Annotated in this window: 21 protein-coding genes and 1 pseudogene; 13 read left to right on the forward strand and 9 right to left on the reverse strand. The window is 69.7% G+C overall.

Annotated elements, in window-relative coordinates; translation table 11 throughout:
- Positions 1 to 4: 4 nt before the first annotated feature.
- A complete protein-coding gene (locus ACZ5GP_RS11180; protein WP_468750583.1) occupies positions 5 to 1,003 on the forward strand; it encodes a polyprenyl synthetase family protein in 999 nt (332 codons plus the stop codon).
- On the opposite strand, the gene ACZ5GP_RS11185 is transcribed toward ACZ5GP_RS11180, so the two are convergent.
- Together ACZ5GP_RS11185 and ACZ5GP_RS11190 are read right to left on the reverse strand one after the other, a co-directional pair.
- Positions 987 to 2,684 (reverse strand): hydroxysqualene dehydroxylase, encoded by a 1,698-nt coding sequence (locus ACZ5GP_RS11185; RefSeq protein WP_468750584.1) that lies wholly within the window; start codon positions 2,682 to 2,684, stop codon positions 987 to 989. The two genes, ACZ5GP_RS11180 and ACZ5GP_RS11185, sit on opposite strands and share 17 nt — an antisense overlap.
- Before the next feature lie 230 nt (positions 2,685 to 2,914).
- The gene (locus tag ACZ5GP_RS11190) at positions 2,915 to 3,529 is read right to left on the reverse strand and encodes a hypothetical protein (protein WP_468750585.1); all 615 of its coding nucleotides are present in this window, start codon (positions 3,527 to 3,529) and stop codon (positions 2,915 to 2,917) included.
- A gap of 252 nt (positions 3,530 to 3,781) precedes the next feature.
- Here ACZ5GP_RS11190 and ACZ5GP_RS11195 point away from each other — a divergent pair.
- The 3 genes and pseudogenes from ACZ5GP_RS11195 to ACZ5GP_RS11205 all read left to right on the forward strand — a co-directional run.
- A pseudogene (locus tag ACZ5GP_RS11195) lies at positions 3,782 to 3,859 on the forward strand (SDR family oxidoreductase); the annotation flags it as partial.
- A gap of 312 nt (positions 3,860 to 4,171) precedes the next feature.
- Entirely contained in the window at positions 4,172 to 6,082 is a 1,911-nt protein-coding gene (locus ACZ5GP_RS11200; RefSeq protein ID WP_468750586.1) for an ABC transporter transmembrane domain-containing protein, read from the forward strand.
- Complete coding sequence (locus ACZ5GP_RS11205) at positions 6,079 to 7,905, forward strand: ABC transporter ATP-binding protein (protein ID WP_468750587.1); 1,827 nt, start codon at positions 6,079 to 6,081, stop codon at positions 7,903 to 7,905. Before ACZ5GP_RS11200 ends, ACZ5GP_RS11205 begins: the two co-directional genes overlap by 4 nt.
- 104 nt (positions 7,906 to 8,009) lie before the next feature.
- Here the strand turns inward: ACZ5GP_RS11205 and ACZ5GP_RS11210 are convergent, their stop codons facing one another.
- Positions 8,010 to 8,804, reverse strand: a complete 795-nt coding sequence (locus ACZ5GP_RS11210; RefSeq protein ID WP_468750588.1) for a metal-dependent hydrolase — start codon at positions 8,802 to 8,804, stop codon at positions 8,010 to 8,012.
- A 61-nt stretch (positions 8,805 to 8,865) separates the two neighbouring features.
- Between ACZ5GP_RS11210 and ACZ5GP_RS11215 the strand changes: the two genes are divergently transcribed.
- From ACZ5GP_RS11215 to ACZ5GP_RS11230, 4 genes are all read left to right on the forward strand, one after another.
- A complete protein-coding gene (locus ACZ5GP_RS11215) occupies positions 8,866 to 11,439 on the forward strand; it encodes a DEAD/DEAH box helicase (protein WP_468750589.1) in 2,574 nt (857 codons plus the stop codon).
- A gap of 46 nt (positions 11,440 to 11,485) precedes the next feature.
- A complete protein-coding gene (locus ACZ5GP_RS11220) occupies positions 11,486 to 12,388 on the forward strand; it encodes an acyl-CoA thioesterase (RefSeq protein ID WP_468750590.1) in 903 nt (300 codons plus the stop codon).
- Positions 12,389 to 12,413: 25 nt separating this feature from the next.
- Positions 12,414 to 13,607 carry a winged helix DNA-binding domain-containing protein gene (locus ACZ5GP_RS11225; protein WP_468750591.1) on the forward strand — a complete coding sequence of 398 codons (1,194 nt, stop codon included), beginning with the start codon at positions 12,414 to 12,416 and terminating at the stop codon, positions 13,605 to 13,607.
- 229 nt (positions 13,608 to 13,836) lie between these two features.
- Positions 13,837 to 14,361 (forward strand): tetratricopeptide repeat protein, encoded by a 525-nt coding sequence (locus tag ACZ5GP_RS11230; protein ID WP_468750592.1) that lies wholly within the window; start codon positions 13,837 to 13,839, stop codon positions 14,359 to 14,361.
- Positions 14,362 to 14,407: 46 nt separating this feature from the next.
- On the opposite strand, the gene ACZ5GP_RS11235 is transcribed toward ACZ5GP_RS11230, so the two are convergent.
- Together ACZ5GP_RS11235 and ACZ5GP_RS11240 are read right to left on the reverse strand one after the other, a co-directional pair.
- The gene (locus ACZ5GP_RS11235) at positions 14,408 to 15,331 is read right to left on the reverse strand and encodes a DUF6397 family protein (RefSeq protein ID WP_468750593.1); all 924 of its coding nucleotides are present in this window, start codon (positions 15,329 to 15,331) and stop codon (positions 14,408 to 14,410) included.
- A 130-nt stretch (positions 15,332 to 15,461) separates the two neighbouring features.
- On the reverse strand, positions 15,462 to 15,875 hold the full coding sequence (locus ACZ5GP_RS11240; protein ID WP_358696418.1) for a roadblock/LC7 domain-containing protein: 414 nt from the start codon (positions 15,873 to 15,875) through the stop codon (positions 15,462 to 15,464).
- 92 nt (positions 15,876 to 15,967) lie between these two features.
- Here ACZ5GP_RS11240 and ACZ5GP_RS11245 point away from each other — a divergent pair, with 92 nt between their 5' ends.
- On the forward strand, positions 15,968 to 16,396 hold the full coding sequence (locus ACZ5GP_RS11245) for a PPOX class F420-dependent oxidoreductase (RefSeq protein ID WP_468750594.1): 429 nt from the start codon (positions 15,968 to 15,970) through the stop codon (positions 16,394 to 16,396).
- A gap of 134 nt (positions 16,397 to 16,530) precedes the next feature.
- A complete protein-coding gene (locus ACZ5GP_RS11250; RefSeq protein WP_468750595.1) occupies positions 16,531 to 17,130 on the forward strand; it encodes a class I SAM-dependent methyltransferase in 600 nt (199 codons plus the stop codon).
- 77 nt (positions 17,131 to 17,207) lie between these two features.
- Here the strand turns inward: ACZ5GP_RS11250 and ACZ5GP_RS11255 are convergent, their stop codons facing one another.
- The gene (locus tag ACZ5GP_RS11255; protein WP_468750731.1) at positions 17,208 to 17,966 is read right to left on the reverse strand and encodes an alpha/beta fold hydrolase; all 759 of its coding nucleotides are present in this window, start codon (positions 17,964 to 17,966) and stop codon (positions 17,208 to 17,210) included.
- Between the two features lie 137 nt (positions 17,967 to 18,103).
- Here ACZ5GP_RS11255 and ACZ5GP_RS11260 point away from each other — a divergent pair, with 137 nt between their 5' ends.
- Positions 18,104 to 18,637: a PadR family transcriptional regulator gene (locus ACZ5GP_RS11260; RefSeq protein ID WP_468750596.1), complete on the forward strand. Its 534-nt coding sequence runs from the start codon at positions 18,104 to 18,106 to the stop codon at positions 18,635 to 18,637.
- Here the strand turns inward: ACZ5GP_RS11260 and ACZ5GP_RS11265 are convergent.
- A complete protein-coding gene (locus ACZ5GP_RS11265) occupies positions 18,614 to 19,519 on the reverse strand; it encodes an oxygenase MpaB family protein (RefSeq protein ID WP_468750597.1) in 906 nt (301 codons plus the stop codon). The genes ACZ5GP_RS11260 and ACZ5GP_RS11265 overlap by 24 nt on opposite strands.
- Before the next feature lie 115 nt (positions 19,520 to 19,634).
- Here ACZ5GP_RS11265 and ACZ5GP_RS11270 point away from each other — a divergent pair, with 115 nt between their 5' ends.
- Entirely contained in the window at positions 19,635 to 19,934 is a 300-nt protein-coding gene (locus tag ACZ5GP_RS11270; RefSeq protein ID WP_468750598.1) for a hypothetical protein, read from the forward strand.
- Positions 19,935 to 20,062: 128 nt separating this feature from the next.
- Positions 20,063 to 20,917: a hypothetical protein gene (locus ACZ5GP_RS11275; protein WP_468750599.1), complete on the forward strand. Its 855-nt coding sequence runs from the start codon at positions 20,063 to 20,065 to the stop codon at positions 20,915 to 20,917.
- Positions 20,918 to 21,021: 104 nt separating this feature from the next.
- Here ACZ5GP_RS11275 and ACZ5GP_RS11280 read toward each other — a convergent pair whose 3' ends face one another.
- Positions 21,022 to 21,204 (reverse strand): hypothetical protein, encoded by a 183-nt coding sequence (locus ACZ5GP_RS11280; protein WP_468750600.1) that lies wholly within the window; start codon positions 21,202 to 21,204, stop codon positions 21,022 to 21,024.
- 136 nt (positions 21,205 to 21,340) lie between these two features.
- Positions 21,341 to 22,393 carry a fatty acid desaturase family protein gene (locus ACZ5GP_RS11285; protein WP_468750601.1) on the reverse strand — a complete coding sequence of 351 codons (1,053 nt, stop codon included), beginning with the start codon at positions 22,391 to 22,393 and terminating at the stop codon, positions 21,341 to 21,343.
- Positions 22,394 to 22,624: the final 231 nt, after the last annotated feature.

The following is a 22,624-nucleotide window of genomic DNA, read 5'->3' on the forward strand; positions in this document are numbered from 1 at the left end:
GACGGTGGGCACGGTCGATGAGGTGCTGCGGAGCGCGAGCGAGGCTTGCGAGGAGCAGCTGCGGCGGTGGGTGGGATCGCTGCAGGGGCCCGCTGCTGAGGTGGCTGCCTATCAGTTCGGCTGGTCGGGGGAGGGCGTACGTCAAGGCGGTAAGTACGTTCGTGCTGCCCTGACTCTGGCGTGTGCGCGTGCGGTGGGAGGTGTGGACCGGCGGGCGGTGCCGGCGGCCGCGGCGGTGGAGATGGTGCACAACCTGTCGCTTCTCCACGACGATGTTCTGGACGGTGACACGGTGCGGCGCCACCGTGCGGCCGCTTGGCAGGTTTTCGGCCCGTCGTCCGCCGTCCGGTCCGCGGACGCGATGATGCTGACCGCGTTCGACGTCCTGTCGGAAGCCGACGGGCCGGACGGGCCGGTGGCTCGTGAGGCGTCGGCCGCTCTGGTGGACGTGCTGATCCAACTGGCGGTCGGCGAGAGTCTGGACCTGGTCTTCGAAGGACGGACCCGGGTGACCTTGGCGGAGTGTCTGGAGATGGTCTCGGGCAAGACCGCCTCGCTGTTCGCCTGCGCTTGCCGACTGGGTGCCCTCTACGGAGGCGCCGACCCGGCCGTCTGCGCCCAATGGGCGGAGGCAGGACACGACCTCGGCATGGCCTTCCAGCTCGTGGACGACCTGCTCGGCATCTGGGGCGACCCGGCGGTGACCGGAAAGCCCGTCTTCAACGATCTGAAGAACCGCAAGATGTCGGTGCCCGTGGTTGCCGCGCTGACGTCCGCGACCCCGGCCGGCGACGAACTCGCTCTCCTGTACTCGCAGCCCGGGGGCGATACGGCCGGCATCGCCCGCCTGGTCGAGGAGGCGGGCGGCCGGCGCTGGACCAGCGACCGCGCCGCCCAGCACGCGACGGCCGCACGCGACCGCCTGCACCGCCTCACCACCGTACCCTCGGCTCTCGAAGACCTTGAAGCGCTGTGCACGGTCGTGATCAGTCGCGTGCACTGACCTTCCACGGAGGCGGCCCGTCCATGAGGTGAGCGCGGCCCTGCTCGAACAGCTCGGCGTCCACCTCCTTGAGCCTGCGCAGTTCCTGCGGCTGGTAGAGGGCGTGCACGGCCGCGGGGACCCCGGTGTCACCGGCAGCCTCCAGCAGGGCGTTCACGGCGAGGCGGGCGGCCTGGTTCGCGCCTTCCATCGTCGCCAGGTTCACCGGGGAGCGCACGTAGTCCCCGGCCATGAACAGGTTCGCCGCCGCCGTCACCGCCCGTGGGCGCGCCTCCCAGGAACCGGTGGTGTTGATCAGCAGCGGCTCGTCGTTGACGGCCGGCCCCGGCTCGTCCAGGTTCCGCACCGCCGGATCCAGCTCCCAGGAGTGCAGCAACCCCTTGTGCAGGCGGGTTCGACCAGATCCGTTGAGCCCGTCGCACAGCTGCGCCCAGACCTCGGCCGCGATCTGCGCCCGGCTGCACTCACGGGCCGGCTTGCCGTACAGGATGCCCGGGGTGTCCCAGGAGGAGATGTCCACCGACAGGCAGTCGGCCACCGTCCCGTCGCCGTAGGTGGACGGGAAGTCGCAGTCCCAGAACTGGGCCTGGCTGATCGAGGTGAGCGCCCAGGGCGAGTCCAGGAACAGGACATGGCCGTGGATGACCGGCACCGGCTGGGTCAGGTAGAACTGCATGCCGACCATCCAGTCCGTGTGCAGTCCCGTCACGTTCTTGAGCTCGGCGTCGGCCTCCGCCAGTCCGCGGTCCAGCAGCGCGCCGATGCGATGGACCGGCAGCGCGCAGACATACCAGTCAGCTTCCAGCTCCCGCCGCCGACCGGCCGGATCGCGCAGGTGGGCCCCGGTGACACGGCGACCGCTCAGGGCCAGCCGCTCGACCCCCCATCCGAGTTCCAGCCGCACTCCCAGGGACATCAGATGACGGATCCACGGGTCGATCCAGGCTGTGGTGGTGGGGCCGTTGAGCACCCGGTCCGCCGACTGCGGTTCCTCACCCCGGCCGAGGAATCCGAAACTGAACGCCTCCAGGAACCCACCGACCGTATGCGCGCTGCAGACCTCGGCCCGTGCCGCGACCACCGTGCGGGTCGCCCCCACCACGCACGCCTTGAGGTACTCCTCGGAGGCGCCGTCGGCCGCGGCGAAGTCCCACCAGGAGGTCGACTCCCACTGGCCCAGCCGCCGCTCGTCACTGCTCGTCATGTAGACGAGCATCCGGTTCGCGAAGAACAGCAGTTCCTCGCTCGTCAGCCCCCTGCCACCCGCCTCCAACCCGACAGCACGCAGGAACTCCATCGGAGTGCGCGTACTCGCAGCCGCGGACACGTCCGTGACCCGCTCACCCACCCGGCCCGAGCGCGCGGAGAGCATCTGTGTCGCCTCCCGAAGATTGCCCGCCACCCCTTCCGTGCTGCCGTCGACAGGGATACGGCGCAGAGTGTCCGGCAGACTCCGGTAGAACCCGGGGAAGAAACGGAACCCGTGCTCACTGGGCAGGTCCAGCCGCCCGCCGCGGCCGGTCCCCGCCACCCACGCACTGCGGGCCTTGCCACCCCAGCCGGCGGGCTCCGCCACCGTCACCTCGAAGCCGCGCTCCGCCAGCTCCATCGCCGCCGTCAACCCGGCCACGCCACCACCCAGCACCGCGACTCGCCCGCCCCGCCCCAATGACACCACCACATTCCCTCGTGGGGGGCATTCAGCGAGAGGCCCCCTTCCGCCCCGTCACGAGGAGTAGATCATTAATCAGCTGCGGGTCAGAGATCGCGCCTTCGACACTCAATACGGCTGGGGAGCCTCCGAGTTGCCGCACAGTGTGAACCCGGTCGGCCACATCCGCTCGGCAGGGCCAGAAAACGCTCAGGCAGACCCGGGGTCGGGGCTGGGCACGTGCGTGGGCCCGGACGCGGTCAAGCGGTCGCGCTGCTGATCTCCCGGTCGGCGAGCCGACGCAGTTCGCCCGTCAGCATCACCTGGACAGCCGCGCGGACATCTTCCGCGTAGATGACGTTGCTGCCAACCCTCGTGGAGAACGCATCGGCGGCGTCCATCAGTTGTTCGATGAGAAGGGCGAGCAGGCCGGCCAGGACACTCATGGCCGACGCGCTGACAGCGACGGCTTCGTTCGGGTTGATCGCGCTCATCATTCGGTCGATGGCGCCCTCAAGGGCACCTTCCGGAGTACTCGCCACAGGCTGCGGCTCGGTCCGGCCAGCCGGTGCCCTCTCGAGCAGCCAAGCGGCCAACAAGCGGCGCAACTCGTCGTCCGACCGGATCGCGTCCTCCACCTGGCGAGGCTGGATCTCCCTACCACCCGCCTCGTCGGCGTCCGCGTTCAACCGGAGGCCACGAGCGCCATCCAAGATCACCTCCATAACGAAGATCAACGCCGCAGCCACTGCCCGGGCCGCCTTGGGATGGAGCTGCTTCTTCGTATGAGCGACGAACAATTGTGCAGAAAGGATTGCTTCAGGCTGCTTCTTGTGCGCAGCCGGGTCCGGCTTGCCGCCCTTTTCCTGACTCATTGGCACTCCTCCACGTGTGGTGCTCGCGCTTTTACTGACGGTCGCTACCGACCGGGCGACGCTCGCTGTCTCATCGTCGCTGTCTCATCGGCCCAAGGCGCGCAGAACCCGAAGATGCCTACGAGATAAGCGCGGGGAACGCCCCAGTCCCCCACCGGCGTGGACGGACACCGCACCGTCGCGCTGTCCAAGGCCGCGTTCTGCGTGATCGATACGCGAGGCCGCCCGCCGCATCGAGGACGCCCTGTCGAACTGTCGAAGGAACCGTTCGGCCGCAACATCTCGGTCAACAACATCGCCCCCGGGCCGATGGACACCTCATTCTTCTACCGGCGGTAGCCGCTCCCGCCGCCAGAGCGGGGGCATGGCGCTCAATGGGATCGAGGGCCTTGCCGTCACAAACCAGGACAGCGGGTGCGCGACTGGGCAACTGCAACCTCATCGCTTGTTCGGTTTGGCACCCGACGGGCGAGGAATTCAGGGAGTCCGCAGGAGCCAGTGCTCATGAAATCGCGCTCCCTACAGCGGGGGTGGAGGCAGGCCTGGTGCGAGGAGGAGTACGGGCGGGGGCCGCCCTGGTTCGGGTAAGGGCAGCCCTGAGGTCTTTCCGCTCGCCCTTGCAGGGGTGGTTAGGGTACGTGGATGGCTGCACCCTCCACGGATCTTTCCACGGACCCCGGTGTCCCCGATCGGCGCGGACCTGCCCGCTACCTCTGGTGGGTCACCGCCATGCAGCGGCGGCGCATCGCCGGCGGGGCCCTGCTGGGCACCGCGTGGATGATGGGCCTGACGCTGCCTCCGTACGTCCTGTCGCGCGCCATCGATGACGGACTGCGGCCCGGCGACCAGGGGGCGTTGCTCGGCTGGACGGCCGCCCTGTTCGGCATCGGAGTGCTCGACGCCTGGCTGTCGATCATGCGGCACCGCACCATGACCCGGGTCCGGCTGGACGCCTACTTCCGCACCGTGCGCGTGGTGGTGGACCACGCGACCCGCCTCGGTGCCGCGCTGCCCCGGCGGGTCTCGGCCGGTGAGGTCGTCACGATCGGGCACTCCGACGTGGGCGTCATCGGCCAGACCCTCACCGTGACGGGACCTGGCGTGGGCGCGGTGGCCGCCTACGTGGTGGTGGCCGTACTGCTGCTGTCCGTCTCCGCCCTGCTCGCGGTGGTGGTGCTGGTGGGGGTGCCCGTGCTCGCCCTGTTGGTCGGCCCCTTCCTCGGCCGCCTGCAAGGCGCGGAGACGGCCTATCGGGAACGGCAGGGCGCCCTTGCCGCCGTACTCGGCGACCTGGTCGGCGGCCTGCGCGTTCTCAACGGCCTCGGCGGCAAAGGAGTCTTCGCCGCCCGCTACCGCGACGGTTCTCGAAAGCTGCTCCACGACGGTTACCGCGTGGGCTCGTCGATGAGCTGGATCCAGGCCTTCGCGCTCGGCCTGCCCACGGTGTTCCTCGCCACCGTGACGTGGCTCGCCGCCCGCATGGCCGCCGAGGGAACCATCACGGTCGGCGAACTGGTCGCCGTCTACGGATACGTCGCCGTCCTCGTGGTGCCGGTGTCGTCCTTCATCGAGAGCGGTTACGACATCGGCCGGGGCCTGGTCTCGGCTCGCCGGGTCGTGCGCTTCCTCAACCTGGAACCGGAGGACTACACCGCCGAAGAGGGGCGGAAACCGGAAGAGGGTGCAGGGAGCAGGCACGGGCCTCCCGAGCATGAGGTGCCCGTAGGAGCGGGCTCTCCCGGGGAGTGTGGCGGCCCCGCCGAGGCGCCCGGGCGCTCGGCTGTGCTGCGCGATCCGCTGTCCGGCGTGGAGGTGGCACCCGGCGTCCTCACCGCGCTCGTCAGCGCCCAGCCGTCGGACGCCGTGGCTGTGGTCGACCGGCTCGGCCGGTTCGCTCCTTCTGCGGCCACCTGGGGCGAGGTCCGCCTGGACGCCATCCCCCTCGACCAGGTCCGCGCCCGGATCCTCGTCACCGACAACGAAGCCGACCTCTTCGCCGGTACGCTGCGCGCGGCGATATCCGGCCGCCTGCACCCGGACGACCAGGCTCTCGTCCGTGTGATCGACGAGGCCGTGGCCCGTGACATCGTCCTCGGCCTGCCCGGCGGGCTCGGCGCCCGCCTCGATGCCCAGGGCCACAACCTCTCCGGAGGTCAGCGCCAGCGCATACGCCTGGCACGCGCCCTGCTCGCCGACCCCGAGGTCCTGCTGGCGGTCGAACCCACCTCGGCGGTCGATGCCCACACCGAAGCCAGGATGGCGGCTCGGCTGCGCGCCGCCCGCAGCGGCCGCACGACCCTTGTGGCCGGCACCTCTCCTCTCCTCCTCGACCAGGCCGACATCGTGTACCACCTGGTCAGGGGCCGCGTGGCCGCCGTCGGCCGCCACACCGACCTGCTGGCCACGCACCCGGGCTACCGGAGCATGGTCTCGCGAGGCTCCGGTACTTCGAGTGCGTGCACGGAGCCGGAACCAGCGGACGGCGACAAGGAGCACGACGGCACACCAGCACCACCCGCATCCTCCGAACCGAGTCATGAGGCCCTCCGATGACGACCAGCCGCATGGATGGCGGCCCGGAAGCCACGCCGGGGCACCTGCCCGTCGCCGGCCCTCGCCAGGTCCGCCGCGCCGCGTGGGCGTTGATACGGCAGGACGCCCGGACCTTCACCGCCATGATCGTTTTCAATGCGCTCGCCGCTGCCACGGGCCTGGTGGGACCCTGGCTCCTCGGTCGTATCGTCAACACGGTCAAGGACGGCGGAAGCGTCGAGGCCGTGGACCGCCTGGCCCTCGGCATCCTCGCCGCCGCCCTGGCGCAACTCCTCCTGGCGCGCCACGCCCGCCACCTCGGACACCGCTTCGGCGAGCGCACCCTGGCCCGTATCCGCGAGCAGTTCGTCGACCGGGCGCTCGCGCTGCCCGCCTCGGTCGTCGAGCGTGCCGGCGCGGGAGATCTCACGGCACGCGGCACCTCCGACGTCGCGACCGCCGGGCAGACGCTGCGCGATACCGGGCCCGACGTGTTCGTGGCAGCCGTGCAGGCACTGTTCATCCTCGGTGCGGTGTTTCTGCTCGATCCGTTGCTCGGTGCCTGTGGAGTGCTCGGCCTCATCGGCATCTGGTTCGCCACCCGCTGGTACCTGCGGCGGGCCCGCGCCGCCTACCTCGGCCAGGGCGAGGCCCACTCCGCGCTCGCCGAGGTCCTCGCCACCACCGCGTCGGGGGCGCGCACCATCGAGGCCTTCGGTCTGCGGGAGCGTCGCATCGCGGACAGCGAGAAGGAGATCGAACGGTGCGTCGTCTCCCGCGAGCGCACCCTGTTCCTGCGCAGTGTCCTGTTCCCCTCCATCGACATCTCGTACGTGGTCCCGGTGGTCGCCGTGCTCCTCGTCGGCGGCACGCTGCACGGGCACGGCACGGTGAGCCTGGGCACGGTGATCGCCTCGGCGCTCTATCTGCGTCAGCTCTCCCAGCCGCTGGACACGATCCTGCAGCGGGTCGAGGAGTTGCAGAGCAGCGGAGCCTCCTTCGCCCGTGTCGAAGGCCTGGCAGTCGAACCGACGGAACCTCCCGGCGCGGCCGCCCCGCCCGCGTCCGCCGACCGTGCCCCGGAAGACGACCGTATCGATGTCTCCGGTGTGCACTTCGCCTACGGCGACGGCGCCGAGGTCCTGCGCGGTGTCGACCTGTCCGTGCGGCCCGGCGAACGCCTCGCGATCGTGGGCCCCTCCGGCGCGGGCAAGACCACCCTGAGCCGACTCCTCGCGGGGGTCGACGCGCCGGCCAAGGGCGCGGTGACCGTCGGTGGGGTCCCGGTCACCGACCTGTCCCCCGAGCGGCTGCGCCGTCAGGTCGTCCTCGTCACCCAGGAGCACCACGTGTTCCTGGGCACACTCCGGGACAACCTGGTGATCGCGGCGGAGTCCGCCACGGACGCCGAGCTGCTCGCCGCCCTGAAGGCGGTCGGCGCCGAGTGGGCGGCGCAGCTGCCGGGCGGCCTGGACAGCGAGCTGGGTTCCGGCGCACATCGGCTGACCGGGGCGCAGGCCCAGCAGCTGGCGCTGGCCAGGGTCGTGCTCGCCGACCCGCACACACTGATCCTCGACGAGGCCACCGCGCTCCTGGACCCGACGACCGCACGTCACACCGAACGGGCGCTGGCCGCTGTCCTGCGCGGGCGAACGGTCATCGCCATCGCCCACCGTCTCCAGACAGCCCATGACGCGGACCGTGTCGCTGTCATGGAGGACGGCCGGGTGACAGAGCTCGGCACCCATGAGGACCTGGTGACGAGCGGCGGCTCCTACGCCGCGCTCTGGCACTCCTGGCACGGCGAGCGCCTGCCGGCCCCGAGATCTCGGGCCGACACCTGAGCCGGGGCCGGCCGCCCGGGAAGGGCCGGCGGTCCAGGAGGAGCCGACAGGCCAGGAGGGGTCTGCGGTCCAAGAGGGGCCTGCGGTCCAAGAGGGGCCTGCGGTCAGATGAAGTTGAGTGCGGCCGCGCCGCCCACTCCTCCGAGCAGCATGAACACCGGCATCAGGACCTTCAGCTCGATCCAGCTGCCGGCCCGGAAGCGCAACGCCTTCGGTGGCCCGACGGGATACCAGCGCTTGCGGCCGATGGGAATGGGCCACAGGACCGGGCACCCGGAGATCGTCAGCGCGTCCCCCAGGTCGTGCACCAGCGCGCCCAGCACGATCGGCAGTCCCAGCCACAGATACTCCTGGCCGGGCGCGGTGAACAGCCAGTCCGAACCGTTGCCGGGCTTGTCGAGGACTCCGGCGAGGATCCAGGCGCTCGTCGCGGCCAGCAGCCACACCAGCACATCGCTGCTCGACCCACGCGCCGCCCGCCACAGCAGGCCTTCGATGGCGAGCACCAGGTGGACGAAGAGAAGCCCGAGAACCGCCCAGCGTCCACCGAAGATCGCCAGGGCCGAGGCACCCGCCCCTATCAGTACCGCCCACAGCCAGGTGTGTGTCAGTGTGCGGTGCCCGCCCGAGCGGCGCGGGTCCCCCTGCTTGCGTGTCGCTTTGTAGACGGCGTACGAGAGCTTGTCCACGATCTCGCACACGCCCCGCGAGAGGGGTCCGAAGGCGCGCGAGATGGTCGCGGACTTGTGGTCGAGGTCGGGCGCGAGCGCCGCCCCGGCACAGATCAGGGCCCCTACGAGCAGAACCGGCCAGGGCATCGTGTGCCCCGCGGCCGCGGCGGCCGCGCCGACGCCGAGCCAGGCCGCGGCCCCCGACAGTGAGTGTGCCGGTCCCATCATTGCTGCTGCCCGCCCCATTTCCAGACTTCTGACACCCCGTTGGCGACACAGCGTAGCGGCCATGATCTTCGTGGGGACCTCCGGTTCCCGCATCGGGAGAGAAGGAAGGCAAGATGGGGGTGTGACCCTTATTGATCAGCTGCCGCCGGATGCCGACCCCGATGCCCTCTTCGAAGCCTTCTCCTCGTGGGCCGAGGACCAGGGGATCACCCTCTACCCGGCTCAGGAGGAGGCGCTGATCGAGGTGGTCTCCGGGGCCAACGTGATCTTGTCCACTCCGACCGGCTCGGGCAAGAGCCTGGTGGCCGCGGGCGCCCACTTCACGGCTCTCGCCCAGGACAAGGTCACCTTCTACACGGCGCCCATCAAGGCGCTGGTGTCGGAGAAGTTCTTCGACCTGTGCAAACTCTTCGGCACCGAGAACGTCGGCATGCTCACGGGCGACGCGTCGGTCAACTCCGACGCCCCCGTCATCTGCTGCACCGCCGAGGTCCTCGCCTCGATCGCGCTGCGTGACGGCAAGGACGCCGACATCGGCCAGGTGGTGATGGACGAGTTCCACTTCTACGCCGAGCCGGACCGCGGCTGGGCCTGGCAGATCCCGCTGCTCGAACTGCCTCAGGCCCAGTTCATCCTCATGTCGGCGACGCTCGGCGACGTCTCCATGTTCGAGAAGGACCTGACGCGCCGCACAGGCCGGCCCACCTCGGTGGTGCGCTCCGCGACGCGCCCCGTGCCGCTGTCGTACGAGTACCGATTGACGCCGATCACCGAGACGCTCACCGAGCTGCTCGAGACGAAACAGGCGCCCGTCTACATCGTGCACTTCACGCAGGCCCAGGCCGTCGAGCGTGCGCAGTCGCTGATGAGCATCAACATGTGCACGCGCGAGGAGAAGGACAAGATCGCCGATCTGATCGGCAATTTCCGCTTCACCACCAAGTTCGGCCGCAACCTCTCCCGGTACGTCCGCCATGGCATCGGCGTGCACCACGCGGGCATGCTGCCCAAGTACCGCCGCCTGGTCGAGAAGCTGGCCCAGGCCGGACTCCTCAAGGTCATCTGCGGCACCGACACCCTCGGTGTCGGCGTCAATGTCCCGATCCGCACCGTGCTGTTCACCGCGCTCACCAAGTACGACGGCAATCGTGTCCGCACCCTGCGCGCGCGGGAGTTCCACCAGATCGCCGGCCGGGCCGGGCGCGCGGGCTTCGACACCGCGGGCCTCGTCGTCGCGCAGGCGCCCGAGCACGTCATCGAGAACGAGAAGGCGCTCGCCAAGGCGGGTGACGATGCGAAGAAGCGTCGCAAGGTGGTCCGCAAGAAGGCTCCCGAGGGTTTCGTGGGCTGGACCGAGAACACCTTCGAGAAGCTGATCGCGTCCGAGCCTGAGCCGCTGACCTCCCGCTTCCGGGTCACCCACACGATGCTGCTGTCCGTGATCGCCCGCCCCGGCAACGCCTTCAAGGCGATGCGTCACCTCCTCGAGGACAACCACGAGCCGCGCAAGCAGCAGCTGCGGCACATCCGCCGGGCCATCGCGATCTACCGCTCGCTCCTCGCCGGCGGTGTCGTCGAGAAGCTCGACGAGCCGGACGCCACGGGCCGTGTCGTGCGCCTGACGGTCGACCTTCAGCAGGACTTCGCGCTCAACCAGCCGCTGTCCACGTTCGCCCTCGCCGCATTCGACATCCTCGACCCCGAGTCGCCTTCGTACGCGCTCGACATGGTGTCGGTGGTCGAATCCACCCTCGACGACCCGCGCCAGATTCTCGCCGCCCAGCAGAACAAGGCGCGCGGTGAGGCCGTGGCGTTGATGAAGGCGGACGGTGTCGAGTACGAGGACCGGATGGAGCGGCTCCAGGACATCACCTACCCGAAGCCGCTGGAGGAGCTGCTCTTCCACGCGTACAACACGTACCGTACGAGCCACCCGTGGGTCGGTGACCACCCGCTCTCCCCGAAGTCCGTCGTCCGCGACATGTACGAGCGGGCACTGACGTTCACCGAGTTCACGTCCTTCTACGAGCTCGCCCGCACCGAGGGCATCGTGCTGCGTTACCTCGCGAGCGCGTACAAGGCCCTGGAGCACACCATCCCGGACGACCTGAAGTCCGAGGACCTGGAGGATCTGATCGCCTGGCTGGGCGAGATGGTCCGACAGGTCGACTCCAGCCTCCTCGACGAGTGGGAGCAGCTGGCGAACCCCGAGGTCATGACGGCCGAGGAGGCCCAGGAGAAGGCCGACCAGGTCAAGCCGGTCACGGCCAACGCCCGCGCCTTCCGCGTCCTGGTGCGCAACGCCCTGTTCCGCAGGGTCGAGCTGGCCGCTCTCGACCATGTCGAGGAGCTGGGCGAGATGGACGGAGAGTCCGGCTGGGACGCGGACGCCTGGGGCGAGGCCATGGACAAGTACTGGGACGAGTACGAGGATCTCGGCACCGGCCCCGACGCCCGTGGCCCGAAGCTCCTGCTCATCGAGGAGGATCCGGAGCACGGTCTGTGGCGCGTCCGGCAGACGTTCGCCGACCCGAACGGCGACCATGACTGGGGCATCAGCGCCGAGGTGGATCTCGCGGCCTCCGACGAGGAGGGGCGTGCCGTCGTCCGGGTCACGGACGTCGGCCAGCACTGACCGCCCCGAGGATCCGCGCGTCTCGGACAGGAGTCGAGGAACTGCCATGAACAATCCCGCCGATCGGCTGGTCGACCTGCTGGACCTGGAGCAGATCGAGGTCAACATCTTCCGGGGCCGCAGTCCCGAGGAGTCCCTGCAGCGGGTGTTCGGCGGGCAGGTCGCCGGACAGGCGCTGGTGGCGGCCGGCCGCACCACTGAGGGCGACCGGCCGGTGCACTCGCTGCACGCGTACTTCCTGCGTCCGGGCCGCCCGGGCGTGCCCATCGTGTACCAGGTCGAGCGGGTCAGGGACGGTCGCTCCTTCACCACACGCCGCGTCACCGCGGTCCAGCAGGGCCGCACCATCTTCAACCTCACCGCCTCCTTCCATCAGCCCGAACAGGGCGCCTTCGAACACCAGCTGCCGCCACGCATCGTCGCTCCCGACCCGGAGTCCCTTCCGACGGTCGTGGAGGAGATCAAGGAGCACCTCGGCGCGCTCCCCGAACAGCTGGAGCGCATGGCCCGTCGCCAGCCCTTCGACATCCGCTATGTCGATCGCCTGCGCTGGACGGCCGAGGAGATCAAGGACGCTGAGCCGCGCAGCGCCGTGTGGATGCGCGCCGTCGGCCCGCTGGGCGATGACCCGCTCGTGCACACCTGTGCGCTCACCTACGCGAGCGACATGACGCTCCTCGACGCCGTGCGTATCCCCGTGGAGCCGCTGTGGGGCCCGCGCGGATTCGACATGGCGTCGCTCGACCACGCCATGTGGTTCCACCGGCCGTTCCGCGCGGACGACTGGTTCCTGTACGACCAGGAGTCCCCCATCGCGACCGGGGGACGCGGTCTCGCCCGGGGCCGCATCTACGACACCGAGGGCCGCCTCCTGGTGTCGGTCGTCCAGGAAGGGCTGTTCCGCCCTTACGGAGAACGTCACATGGACAGTCCGGTGGCGGGCGCGTGAGCGACCGGGGACAGATTCGGGAGGCATGTTGCGGCGGATCGATGCGGCCGAGCGCCGGGCGCGCCTGGCGGTGCGCCACCGGCTGACGGCCGATACCAAGGCGGACGATCCGGTTGAGGTGGCGCGGTCGCTGCTGGCGCTGCACGGGACCGATCCGTCGTCGGTGTACGTGGGCGCCTGGGCCCGTATGCGGGACGGCCGGGTGGCGGACGTCGAGCGGGCGCTCTACGAGGACCGCTCGTTGATCCGGTTGCTGGGAATGCGCCGCACGGTCTTCGTGACCTCCCTTGATGTCGCTCCCGTTCTGCAGGCCGCGTGTTCGCGAGCTGTCGCCGCCCGGGAGCGTCGCCTGGTCCTGAGAATGCTGGCGGAGTCCGGGGTCGCCGCCGACACTGCGGGAGTAGCCGCATGGCTGGCGGCTGCCGAGCAGGCGGCGTTGCGGGCCCTCAAGGAGCGGGGCGAGGCGACCGCGGCCGAGCTGGCGAGTGACGACCCTCGGCTGGGCACGGAGTTGGTGATGGCGCGGGGCAAGAGCTACGAGGGCCGGCAGAAGCTGGCCAGCCGGCTCCTCCTGCTGCTCGCCGCCGAGGGACATGTCGTGCGTGGCCGTCCCCGCGGCACGTGGACCTCGCACCAGTACCGCTGGGCGTCTTTGACGGACTGGCTCCCCGGCGGGCTCACCGACTGGAGCACTCAGGACGCGGAGACCGAGCTCGCCCGGCGCTGGCTGCGGGTGTTCGGCCCGGCCACGGCGGACGACCTGCGCTGGTGGGCGGGGTGGACGAAGACCCAGACGAAGCGGGCTCTGTCGGAACTGCGCCCCATCGAGGTCGACTTGGACGGACAGTTCGGCCTTCTCCTGCCCGACGACGTGGCGCAGACGCCCGCGCCGGAGCCCTGGGCCGCGCTGCTGCCGGCGCTGGATTCGACACCGATGGGCTGGCAGAACCGCGGCTGGTTTCTCGGCGACCACGGGCCGCGCCTGTTCGACAGGAACGGCAACATCGGCCCCTCCTTGTGGTGGAACGGCCGTATCGTGGGCGGCTGGGCGCAGGACGGCCGGGGCGAGATCGTGTGCGGGTTCCTCGAAGACGTCGGATCGGACGCGCGGAGTGCGGTGCGGGCCGAGGCCGAGCGCCTCGCCGAACGGCTGGGCGGTGTACGACTGGCCGCGCGCACCCGTGGCCGCACGTGGCTCGAGGAGGAACTGGCCGGTTGACGACCGGCGGGCGGAGTTCGGGCGGAAATGGCTAGGCACGTGCGCCTCCGTTCCATGCACGATTCAGGATGATCACGTCAGACAGCTCTCCGCTCGAGCCGACGCCCGCCGACGAGGCATCGTTCAGTGAGCAGGACGGCTTCGGTGGGCAGGGCGGCTTCCGCGAACAGAGCAGCTTCGGCAAGCAGGGAAATTCCAGTGGGCAAGGCAGTGAGGGGACGGCGGGGACATGAACGGCTCGGGCGGGAATGTGGTCGAGGACGGGGAACGGGATCGGCTGCTTGCCGAGGCCGTGGGTTTGCGCGAGGCAGGTCGAAAGGACGAGGCCCGCGATCGGCTCGTGGCCCTCTCCTCGCGGTTTCCTCAGGACGCCGAAGTGGCGTACCAGACCGCTTGGGTTCACGACACGCTCGGTCTGGAGGCCGAGGCGGTCCCGTATTACGAGCGCGCGCTCGGCGGTGCGGGACTCGCCGAAGGCGATCGGCGCGGGGCGCTCCTGGGCCTTGGCAGCACCTACCGGATCCTCGGCCGCTACGAGGAAGCCGTCACCACCCTGAGCGCTGCGGCGGCGGAGTTTCCCGATGACGGTGCCCTCAAGACGTTCCTGGCGATGGCTCTGTACAACACCGGCCGCACACACGATGCGATGGAAATGCTCCTGAGGTTGCTCGCCACCACGAGCGATGACCCGGACATCGCGGGTTATCGGCCCGCCATCGAGGAGTACGCCAAAGACCTGGATGCAACGGTATGACGCGACGGTATGACCCCGTCGACGCGGGTGACGTCGCACCGTGAGCCTAGGTACGCCTGCGACGCAACCATGTCAGCAGGCCCCGGCTCTCCTGGACCGGCACGTCGACCACGACATCCGCCGGTGGCTCGTGTTCTTCGGTGGGAGCCCGCGGTTCGTCCACGGGCCGTGGTGCGGGTCGGGGCGCCGGGCGGAGTGTGCGGGCCTGCATGAGGCCAATCAGCAGGCTGGAGCGCAGCCAACGGATCTCGTCCGGGTCATCCGCGGTCGTGATCCTCTCGACGATGCGCGCCACGGGTGAATCCGCTGCTCCCTGGGAGCGCGGTACGGGTTTCAGCCGGTTGAGGTAGGCGCGTTCGTACGGATCGCTGATGATCTCTGCGGTCTGCGCAGGATCGAGCAGGGAGGCCATGGCGGCGACGCGCTCCCAGGGGTCCTCCGACTGCCGCAGCAGGAAGTCCGCGTACCTGCCGCGCCAGTTGCGCGCCCTGAGGTCCTGGCCCTCTTCGAGCCGTGCGCGCAACGGTCCCGGCAGACGCCCCGTGAGGAGGTCGGCATTGGCTTCGGCCTCGGCGAACTGCCTCAGTTCCTGTGCGAGGTAGAGCCAGACGACCGCTCGGTACCTGTTCAGGTAGAACTTCACCGGCGTCAGAGCGCCGACGCGGGCTAGTCGGGTGAAGCGGGCCGCGCTGATGTCCATCATGTCCGCGCCCTCGGTGGTGCCCACGGCTCTGACGCTCTCTCGCAGCGCCTCGGGAAACCCTTCCCCGCCACGTACCCGGGCGATCTCCTCGCGGGTGACCCGGCGCTGACCGCCGGCCCCGTCCCCCAAGGTACGAACGCGCCCCAGCATGACCGCGAGGTCGAACTCGCCGCGCTTGAGACCCAGTTCCCTCGCGGCGCCGCTCAACGTGAGCGACGGCCGAGCGGCCGAAGCCGTGGTCGGCTGCGTGATGGTGTCACCTGTCATCGTGCTGCTCCCCCGTGAGACGTGATTGCTCTCGGGAAAAACCGTAGCCCGATCACCACGACCTTCGCTGAGCCTGTGGATAACTCTTGTCGTGGCGGCGTCAGGCCTGGTCAGAGGCCCATGACGCCGATCAGAGATCCACGCTCGGCGTGCGTTCCGGGTGGCGGGCCCCCACGCCCAGGTGCTCCCCGACGCGGTTCACGAGGAGCGTCATCTCGTAGGCGACCTGACCGATGTCCGCCTCGGCGGAGCTGAGGACGCACAGGCAGCTGCCATCGCCCGCCGCGGTCACGAAGAGGACCGCGTCGTCGAACTCGATCATGGTCTGGCGGACGTTGCCGGCGCGGAAGTGGCGCCCCGAGCCTTTGGCGAGGCTGTGGAGTCCCGAGGAGACCGCGGCCAGGTGCTCCGCGTCCTCGCGCTCCAGGTCCGAACTCGCACCTGTCACCAGCCCGTCGTTGGACAGCACCAGCGCATGGCGCACATGCTCCATCCGTCGCGTCAGGTCGTCCAGCAGCCAGCCAAGCCCCGTGCTCTGCCCCATGGTCCCGTCTCCCCGTGTCCGTTCCCCCTGGCTGGAGGATCTGACCTGCCAGCCTTCCCCACGACCGGCGCCCCGGCAAGCATGATGGGGCCATGGCACAGAAGATGACCGATGAACAGTGGCGGGACTTCGTCTCGCACGGCACACGAACCGGCAAGCTCTCGACCGTCAGGGCGGACGGCGCCCCACACATCGCACCGATCTGGTTTCTGCTCGACGGTGATGACCTGGTGTTCAACACCGGCAAGGAAACGGTCAAGGGGCGAAACCTCGCCCGCGATGGTCGCGTGGCCCTGTGCGTGGACGACGACCGGCCGCCGTTCGCGTTCGTCGTTCTGCAAGGCCGCGCCGAATTGATCGAGGACATCGACCAGGTGCGGCACTGGGCCGCTCGGCTCGGCGCGCGGTACATGGGTGAGGAACGCGCCGAGGAGTTCGGCAAGCGCAACGGCGTCCCCGGCGAGCTCCTGGTGCGCGTGAAGATCGACAAGGTGCTCGCGTACGCCGACGTCTCCGACTGAGTCAGCGCTCCGTCGAGGTCAGCGCACCGAGTCGAGCAGCCGGGCGGTATGCACCCGGTGCCCCTCAACGACCGCGCCATGTTCGAGCGGGTGCACCCAACGTGCGCGCGGTTCTTTGAGGGATCATGGCTCGCATGAGCGATGACCCGACACAGGTCCAGGACTTCTTCACGGCCCGCGCCGCCGATTGGGACACCCGGTTCCCCGATGACGGCCCCGCCTACCGGGCCGCTGTCGCCGAACTGGGCCTTCGTCCGGGGGCGCGGGTACTCGACGCGGGCTGCGGCACCGGGCGCGCCCTCTCGCCTCTCAGGGAGGCCGTGGGCCCCACGGGGATCGTCCTCGGCGCCGATCTGACGCCCGCCATGCTGGAGGCCGCGAGGCGGGCGGGCAGGGACCGCGCCGGGCGGCTCCTGCTCGCCGACGTGGAGCGCCTGCCGCTGCGCACCGCGTCACTCGACGCCGTCTTCGGCGCGGGGCTGATCTCACACCTGCCGCATCCGGCGGAGGATCTGCGGGAGTTGCGGCGCGTGGTGCGCCCCGGTGGCCTGCTCGCCCTCTTCCATCCCATTGGCCGGGCCGCGCTCGCGGCCCGGCAGGGACGGCAGATCACCCCGGACGATCTGCGGGCGGAAGCCCGACTCGGCCCGCTCCTCGCCGGTTCCGGCTGGCGCATGACGTCATACGTCGACGAGGATGCCCGCTTCCTCGCCCTGGCCGTACGAGAGGGCTGAGCGAGCCCGGCGCTCGGGCCCGCGCCAGGCCCCGCCCTCAGGTCTGGTGCGGCTGTGCGGCGCCTCAAGAACGACCGTCAGGAACGGCCGGCGACCACGGCGGCGAACGCGTCGGCGTTGTCGAACATGACGTTGTGCCCCGCTCCGGGAGCAGTCACCAGCCGTACTCCGGACGCCGTCAGTGCGTCGTGTCCGGGGAGGTCCCCGCTGGCCGCGCCCTGCACGTAGACGCGGTCCATGGGCAGTGCCATCAGCATGCGGCGCATCGTGGGCCTCGTGCCGGCCGTAAGACCGACCGCGCTTCGATGCAGGGCCCGAGGGTCGGTGAGCCGCATGGTGGCCGCCCAGACGGGTCCCACCTTCTCCAGCACGCGCGCGTAGCCGCCGCCGCTGACGAAGTCCTCCTCCGTGTACGTGGCGATGCCGCTGCCGGCGGCCGTCAACGGTGGGTCGGGGTCGAGGTTGGCCTCGGTGAGGACCAGTCGCGACACCAGGTCGGGGCGTCGATGTGCGAGCACGATGGCGACGGCGCCGCCCATGCTGTGCGCGATGATCTCCGCCTCTGCGACCGGCGCCTCGTCAAGAACCATGGCCAACGCTTCCGCGTGGTCGTCAAGCGTGTAACCGTAGTCGGCGGGCCGGTCGCTGATGCCGTGACCGGGGAGGTCCACGAACAACGAGCGTCGGCCTGCCAGTTCGGGTCTGGCGGCGATGTGAGCGTGATAGACGGCCGATGCCGAGCCGAGACCGTGGACGTACACCCGTGCCGGTTCGGCCCCGTCGACCTCCGTCCAACGCAGACTGCTCCCCTGTGCGTCGAAGCGCACCTCACGCATGGCCATGGCCGCCCTTCACCCCTTCCGTCGTCCATGACGGCACTCGCCCGTCACGAGCCACCGACAATACATCGCCACCGATGTATTACGTATCTGATGTACACCGGGTGAAGCCCGGGTGCGGCAGAATGCTGGCCATGCTCGAACTGGCCATCCTCGGTTTTCTCCATGACTCCGCTCTGCACGGCTATGAGCTGCGCAAGCGGATCACCGCGCTCACCGGACACGTGCGGCCCGTCGCGGAGAGCACCCTCTACCCCGCCATCAAACGGTTGGAGAAGGCGGGCCTCCTCGCCCGCGAGACGCAACCAGGTGCCGTCGCGGCACCGCGACATGTCCTCACTCTCACGCCGGACGGCAAGCTGGAGCTGCGCAAGCGGCTCGCGGACCCGGCGCGGGGGGACATCACCGACGAGAACCGCTGGTTCACACTTCTCGCCTTCCTGCGCCACCTGGACGACGAGGCGGCCCAAGCCGCGGTGCTGCGCAGGCGGTTGGCATTTCTGGAGGAGCCGGCGAGCTTCTTCTATGACGGAGAGCGGCCGCTGCGCGCGGAGGAGCTCGACGACCCCTTCCGGCGCGGCATCCTGCAGATCGCTCGCGCGACCAGCCTGGCGGAACTCACCTGGCTGCGCGAAACCTTGGCGTCACTCGGCGGGGGCGGCCGCTGACCGGCCCTGATGCGGGACCGGACATCCGCGGAGTCCCGGCACGGGAAACGACCCGAGCTCGGAGACTTCATACCCCTCGGGGTAGCCCTTGATCTCCCGGTTCTGTCGGGCGTAGCGCGGCGTGCTCCGTGGTGGCATCAGCCGTACGGCGCGTCCACGCAGTCGCACGCCACCCCTGACCAGTGAGCGAACGACAGCACTCGGCTGTTCGTACCGGAACGCGCGCAACAGGGGCTCGTCTAGCAGGGCGAGGGTCGCGGAGCGCAACACGGGCGCCAAGGGACGTGGATACCAGGACGCCATCAGGTCGAGGGTCGCGTCGGACACCTCACGCGCCCCTTGGTCCCAACCAAAGTGGGCCTCTTCGTAGTCGTCGAGACAGCGTTCGAACTCCTCGTACGAGGCCGGGATTTCCTTGATCCCCATGTGCTGCCCGAGGGTGCGGTAGTACACGGCGGCGGCAGCCATCTCATGGCGCGAGAGCCTGCGCCAGCCGTAGGAGTCGATCCACCGCTTGGGCATGACCACGAACGTGCACAGTACGTAGCGCATGTCGTCGTTGCTGATGTCGTAACTGCGGTGCATCTGGTTGATGCGGCGGATCGCCGTGCGGCCCTCGTCACTGCGGAAGCCGTGCTCCACGACGGCGTCGAGGAGCAGCGCTGTGTCGTCGTACCTCTTCTGCGTGCGATCCGTCAGTTCGGCGGTCTCCGAGAGCAGTCGGCCGATGCTGGGCACCGCATAGGTGCGGTACAGGGCTAGTTCGAGTGCACGCGTGTAGTCCCATGGGAATTCGAGGGTCGCGGTGAGCCGGTAGATCTCGAGGTGGTCCCGCTCCGGGTCGAGGCGCCTGATCTGCCTGAGCCGCTCGAAACGCTTCACCGCGTGATCCCCCTTCTGCGACCGGAGTACTCACTCTACGTTGGTGAGGGACAACCACAGAGATCAACGACGGAAGTCATTCCGGGGGCAGCCGTTCCGGGGGAAGGTCGTCCATATGTTTGACAGGTTCCGCAAGTACTTGCCCGCCGACAAGCGGGGCGTCGGGAAACGCGCACCGGGCCCGAGCAAGCGTCGACGCCCGCACAATCTCTTCGAAGCGGCCGCCGTGTACGTGGCGGCCCGCGCCGAGGACGATCAGGACGAGATGGACGAGGCCATGGGGTGGGTCTCTCCAGAGGCACTGTCCTTCGGCGTCAGCGAACTCGCGTGCCGGGCGGTCATCGCCCTCGCGAGGGAACGCGACGAGTCCCCCCGAGCGGTGGCTCGTACGCTGCTGGGTCTGCCCGCGTCCTGAGTCGTCGCCCGCGCTCCATGAGACGTAACGGGACAGGCGTCCGGTAATTTCCTTGACCGTCCACCCCTCGACGGCCTCTGGGGCGACTGGTTAGGGTGCGCCGACGGATCAAGCGAGGGGAGGCCGGCATGCCTGGGACGGACGACGCTGCCGATGACGACGCGCTGTACGTGCTGACGGCGGTGCTCCTGACGCCCGCGAAGTTCCCCAGCGTGCTGGGCGACGACTATCCGGAGGCCTGCGCGGCACTCGGCCTGGCGCCGCTCGCCGCCGGGTACGGGCTGGTGCTCGGCCAGGACGGTGCCGGGGCGCGGTGGACGGTGGTCGTCGACGACGTTTCCCTCGTCGCCGTGGCGATCGCCTCCTGGGACTGCGGGATGGAGTACGACCTGTCCCCCGAGGAGCACACAGTCGTGGCCGCGCTGCCCGGGTGGCCTCTCGCGGTCGCTGTCGCGGCGCCCGGCGTGCCCGCTCCGCACGACCCTGAGCCCGACTCCGGGTGCGAGGGACGACAGCCGCTCGCTCCGCCGCAATCCGACGGCTGGGGCCCGGCTCAGCGGCGGCTCGGCGCCGACGAGATAGCCCTGCGGTGGGCGAAGTGGCGGGAACAGGTCGATGATGCCGACTTCCCGGATGATGTCAGCCTCCCGAAAGGTGTCGGCTTCACATCGGACGGGGCCCCGGGCGTCAAATCAGCGGAAGCAGAGGAGGCGCCGATGACCGGTGTCCAACGTGTCCTCGCCGAGGCCCGTGCCTATCTGGAGACTCCGCCGCCCTTGGGCCGGGTGCGCTCGTCCTTCGCCTCGGGGGACGCCCGCACGTTGCGCGCCGACGGCCCCGGCTGGTCGATGGTCGCCAGAACCGACGACATCGCGTTCGTCCTTCTGGACGAGGAGCCTGGAGAGGTGCTGCCGGTGGGCCGTGGGCCGGCGCTTCCCGCGCTCCTGGAGGCTCTCGACGAGATGGCGGTCCGCCCCGCCTGAGCACCGTCGCGGGCGCCCCGCCTGCGCCGCGTCGCGGGCCCGACGTGAGAACCGTCCGCGCCCGGTCATCGGGCTGGTTCCGCGGTGGACTCGGCGGTCCGGTCTCAGCGGCCGACCTCCCTGCGTCTGGCACGACGCAGCCTGCGCCGCTGCCCCGGGTCGAGTGTCAGATAGGCGGCCACGGGGACTCCGAGCACGATCAGGAGTGCGGCCCACCATGGCAGCCAGAACAGCATGATGAGCCCGGCCGCGACACCACCTGCGGCAATCTTCGCGTTCCTCGACATGTCCGTCGCCTCCTTCGCGGCTGGCGCCGCTCTCTGTCTGGAAGAACGGCACCGGTGGCACCGCGGTTCCTGATCGCGACCCTGAAAGACCCCTGAGTCGCTCCCCTACTGGCTGCCGACACCACGCCCGGTCGCCCTATTCGACCCGCAGGGGCTCGCCGACTTCGTACATGTGGCGCAGCACCTGACGGTAGGAGTCGACGAAGCCGGCCTCCGCATAGGACATGCCGGCCGCGGCGCAGTATTCGCGTACGACGGGCTGGGCGAGTCGCAGATGAGGCCGGGGCATGCTGGGAAACAGGTGGTGCTCGATCTGGTAGTTGAGTCCGCCGAGGAACCAGTCGGTGAGCAGACCACCGCGGACGTTGCGCGAGGTGAGGACCTGGCGGCGCAGGTGGCCCCAGCGCTCACCGTCCGGGTCGGGCATCTCCATGCCCTTGTGATTGGGCGCGAAGGCGAGCCCGAGGTGCAGACCGAACAGTGCCTGGTGGATGGCGGCGAAGGCGAGCGCGTGCCCCAGAGGCATGGTGACCAGCAGCAAGGTCACGTAGCAGGCCAGGTGGGCGACGAGGAGCACTCCTTCCACGGCACGCTCGCGCGGGGGCTGGCGCCGAAGGTCCTGGAAGCCGTAGATCTTCATGGCGACGCCCTGGAGGAGGGTCAGCGGGAAGAAGAGCCAGGCCTGGTTGCGCGTGAGCCAGCGGCGGAATCCGACACGCAGACGTGCCTGCCTGGTGGTCCAGACGAGGACGTCCGCCGCGACATCGGGGTCCTTGTCGACATGGTTGGGGTTGGCGTGATGTCTGTTGTGCTTGTCGTTCCACCAGGCCGAGCTCATCCCGAGCAGTAGATTGCCGTGCACGAGACCGAGGGCACGGCTGACGGATCGGTTGCCGGTTATCTGTGAATGCCCCGCGTCATGGCCGATGAATGCCGTGCGGGCGCAGAGGACGGACAGCACGGGGGCGAGCAGCAGCACCCACCACGAGGCTCCGATGGCGAACATCCCGGCACCCACGGCCAGCAGCGCCAGGGTGTTGGCCGTGATGGTGCGCGTGTACCAGCCGACACGTCGGCTCAGAAGGCCCTGCTCCTTGACAGTGCGCAGAAGGGGGGCGAATGCGCTTCCGGCGGGCCGCTCGCCGACGCCGGCTGTGGGGCGTTCCGCGAGTGCTGCTGCTTGGGGCATGGGCGGGTCTCCGGTATCCGAGACGACAGGGGCTGACCTTTGAAACGTACGGATCGGAGACCCTCCGCAACTATGGCGCCACCACCCACGTTGGACGGGGGGCCAGCACCATGGGACAGGGGGGTTGACCACACCCCCCTGAGAGGAGATGTGACCGGGAACACCTCTCGATACGAGCCGAGGGCGGTCCGAGTCCTGTACTCTCGGCCGCTCCGGTCTCAGTAGTCAAAT

This window comes from Streptomyces sp. NPDC031466 (assembly GCF_055581265.1).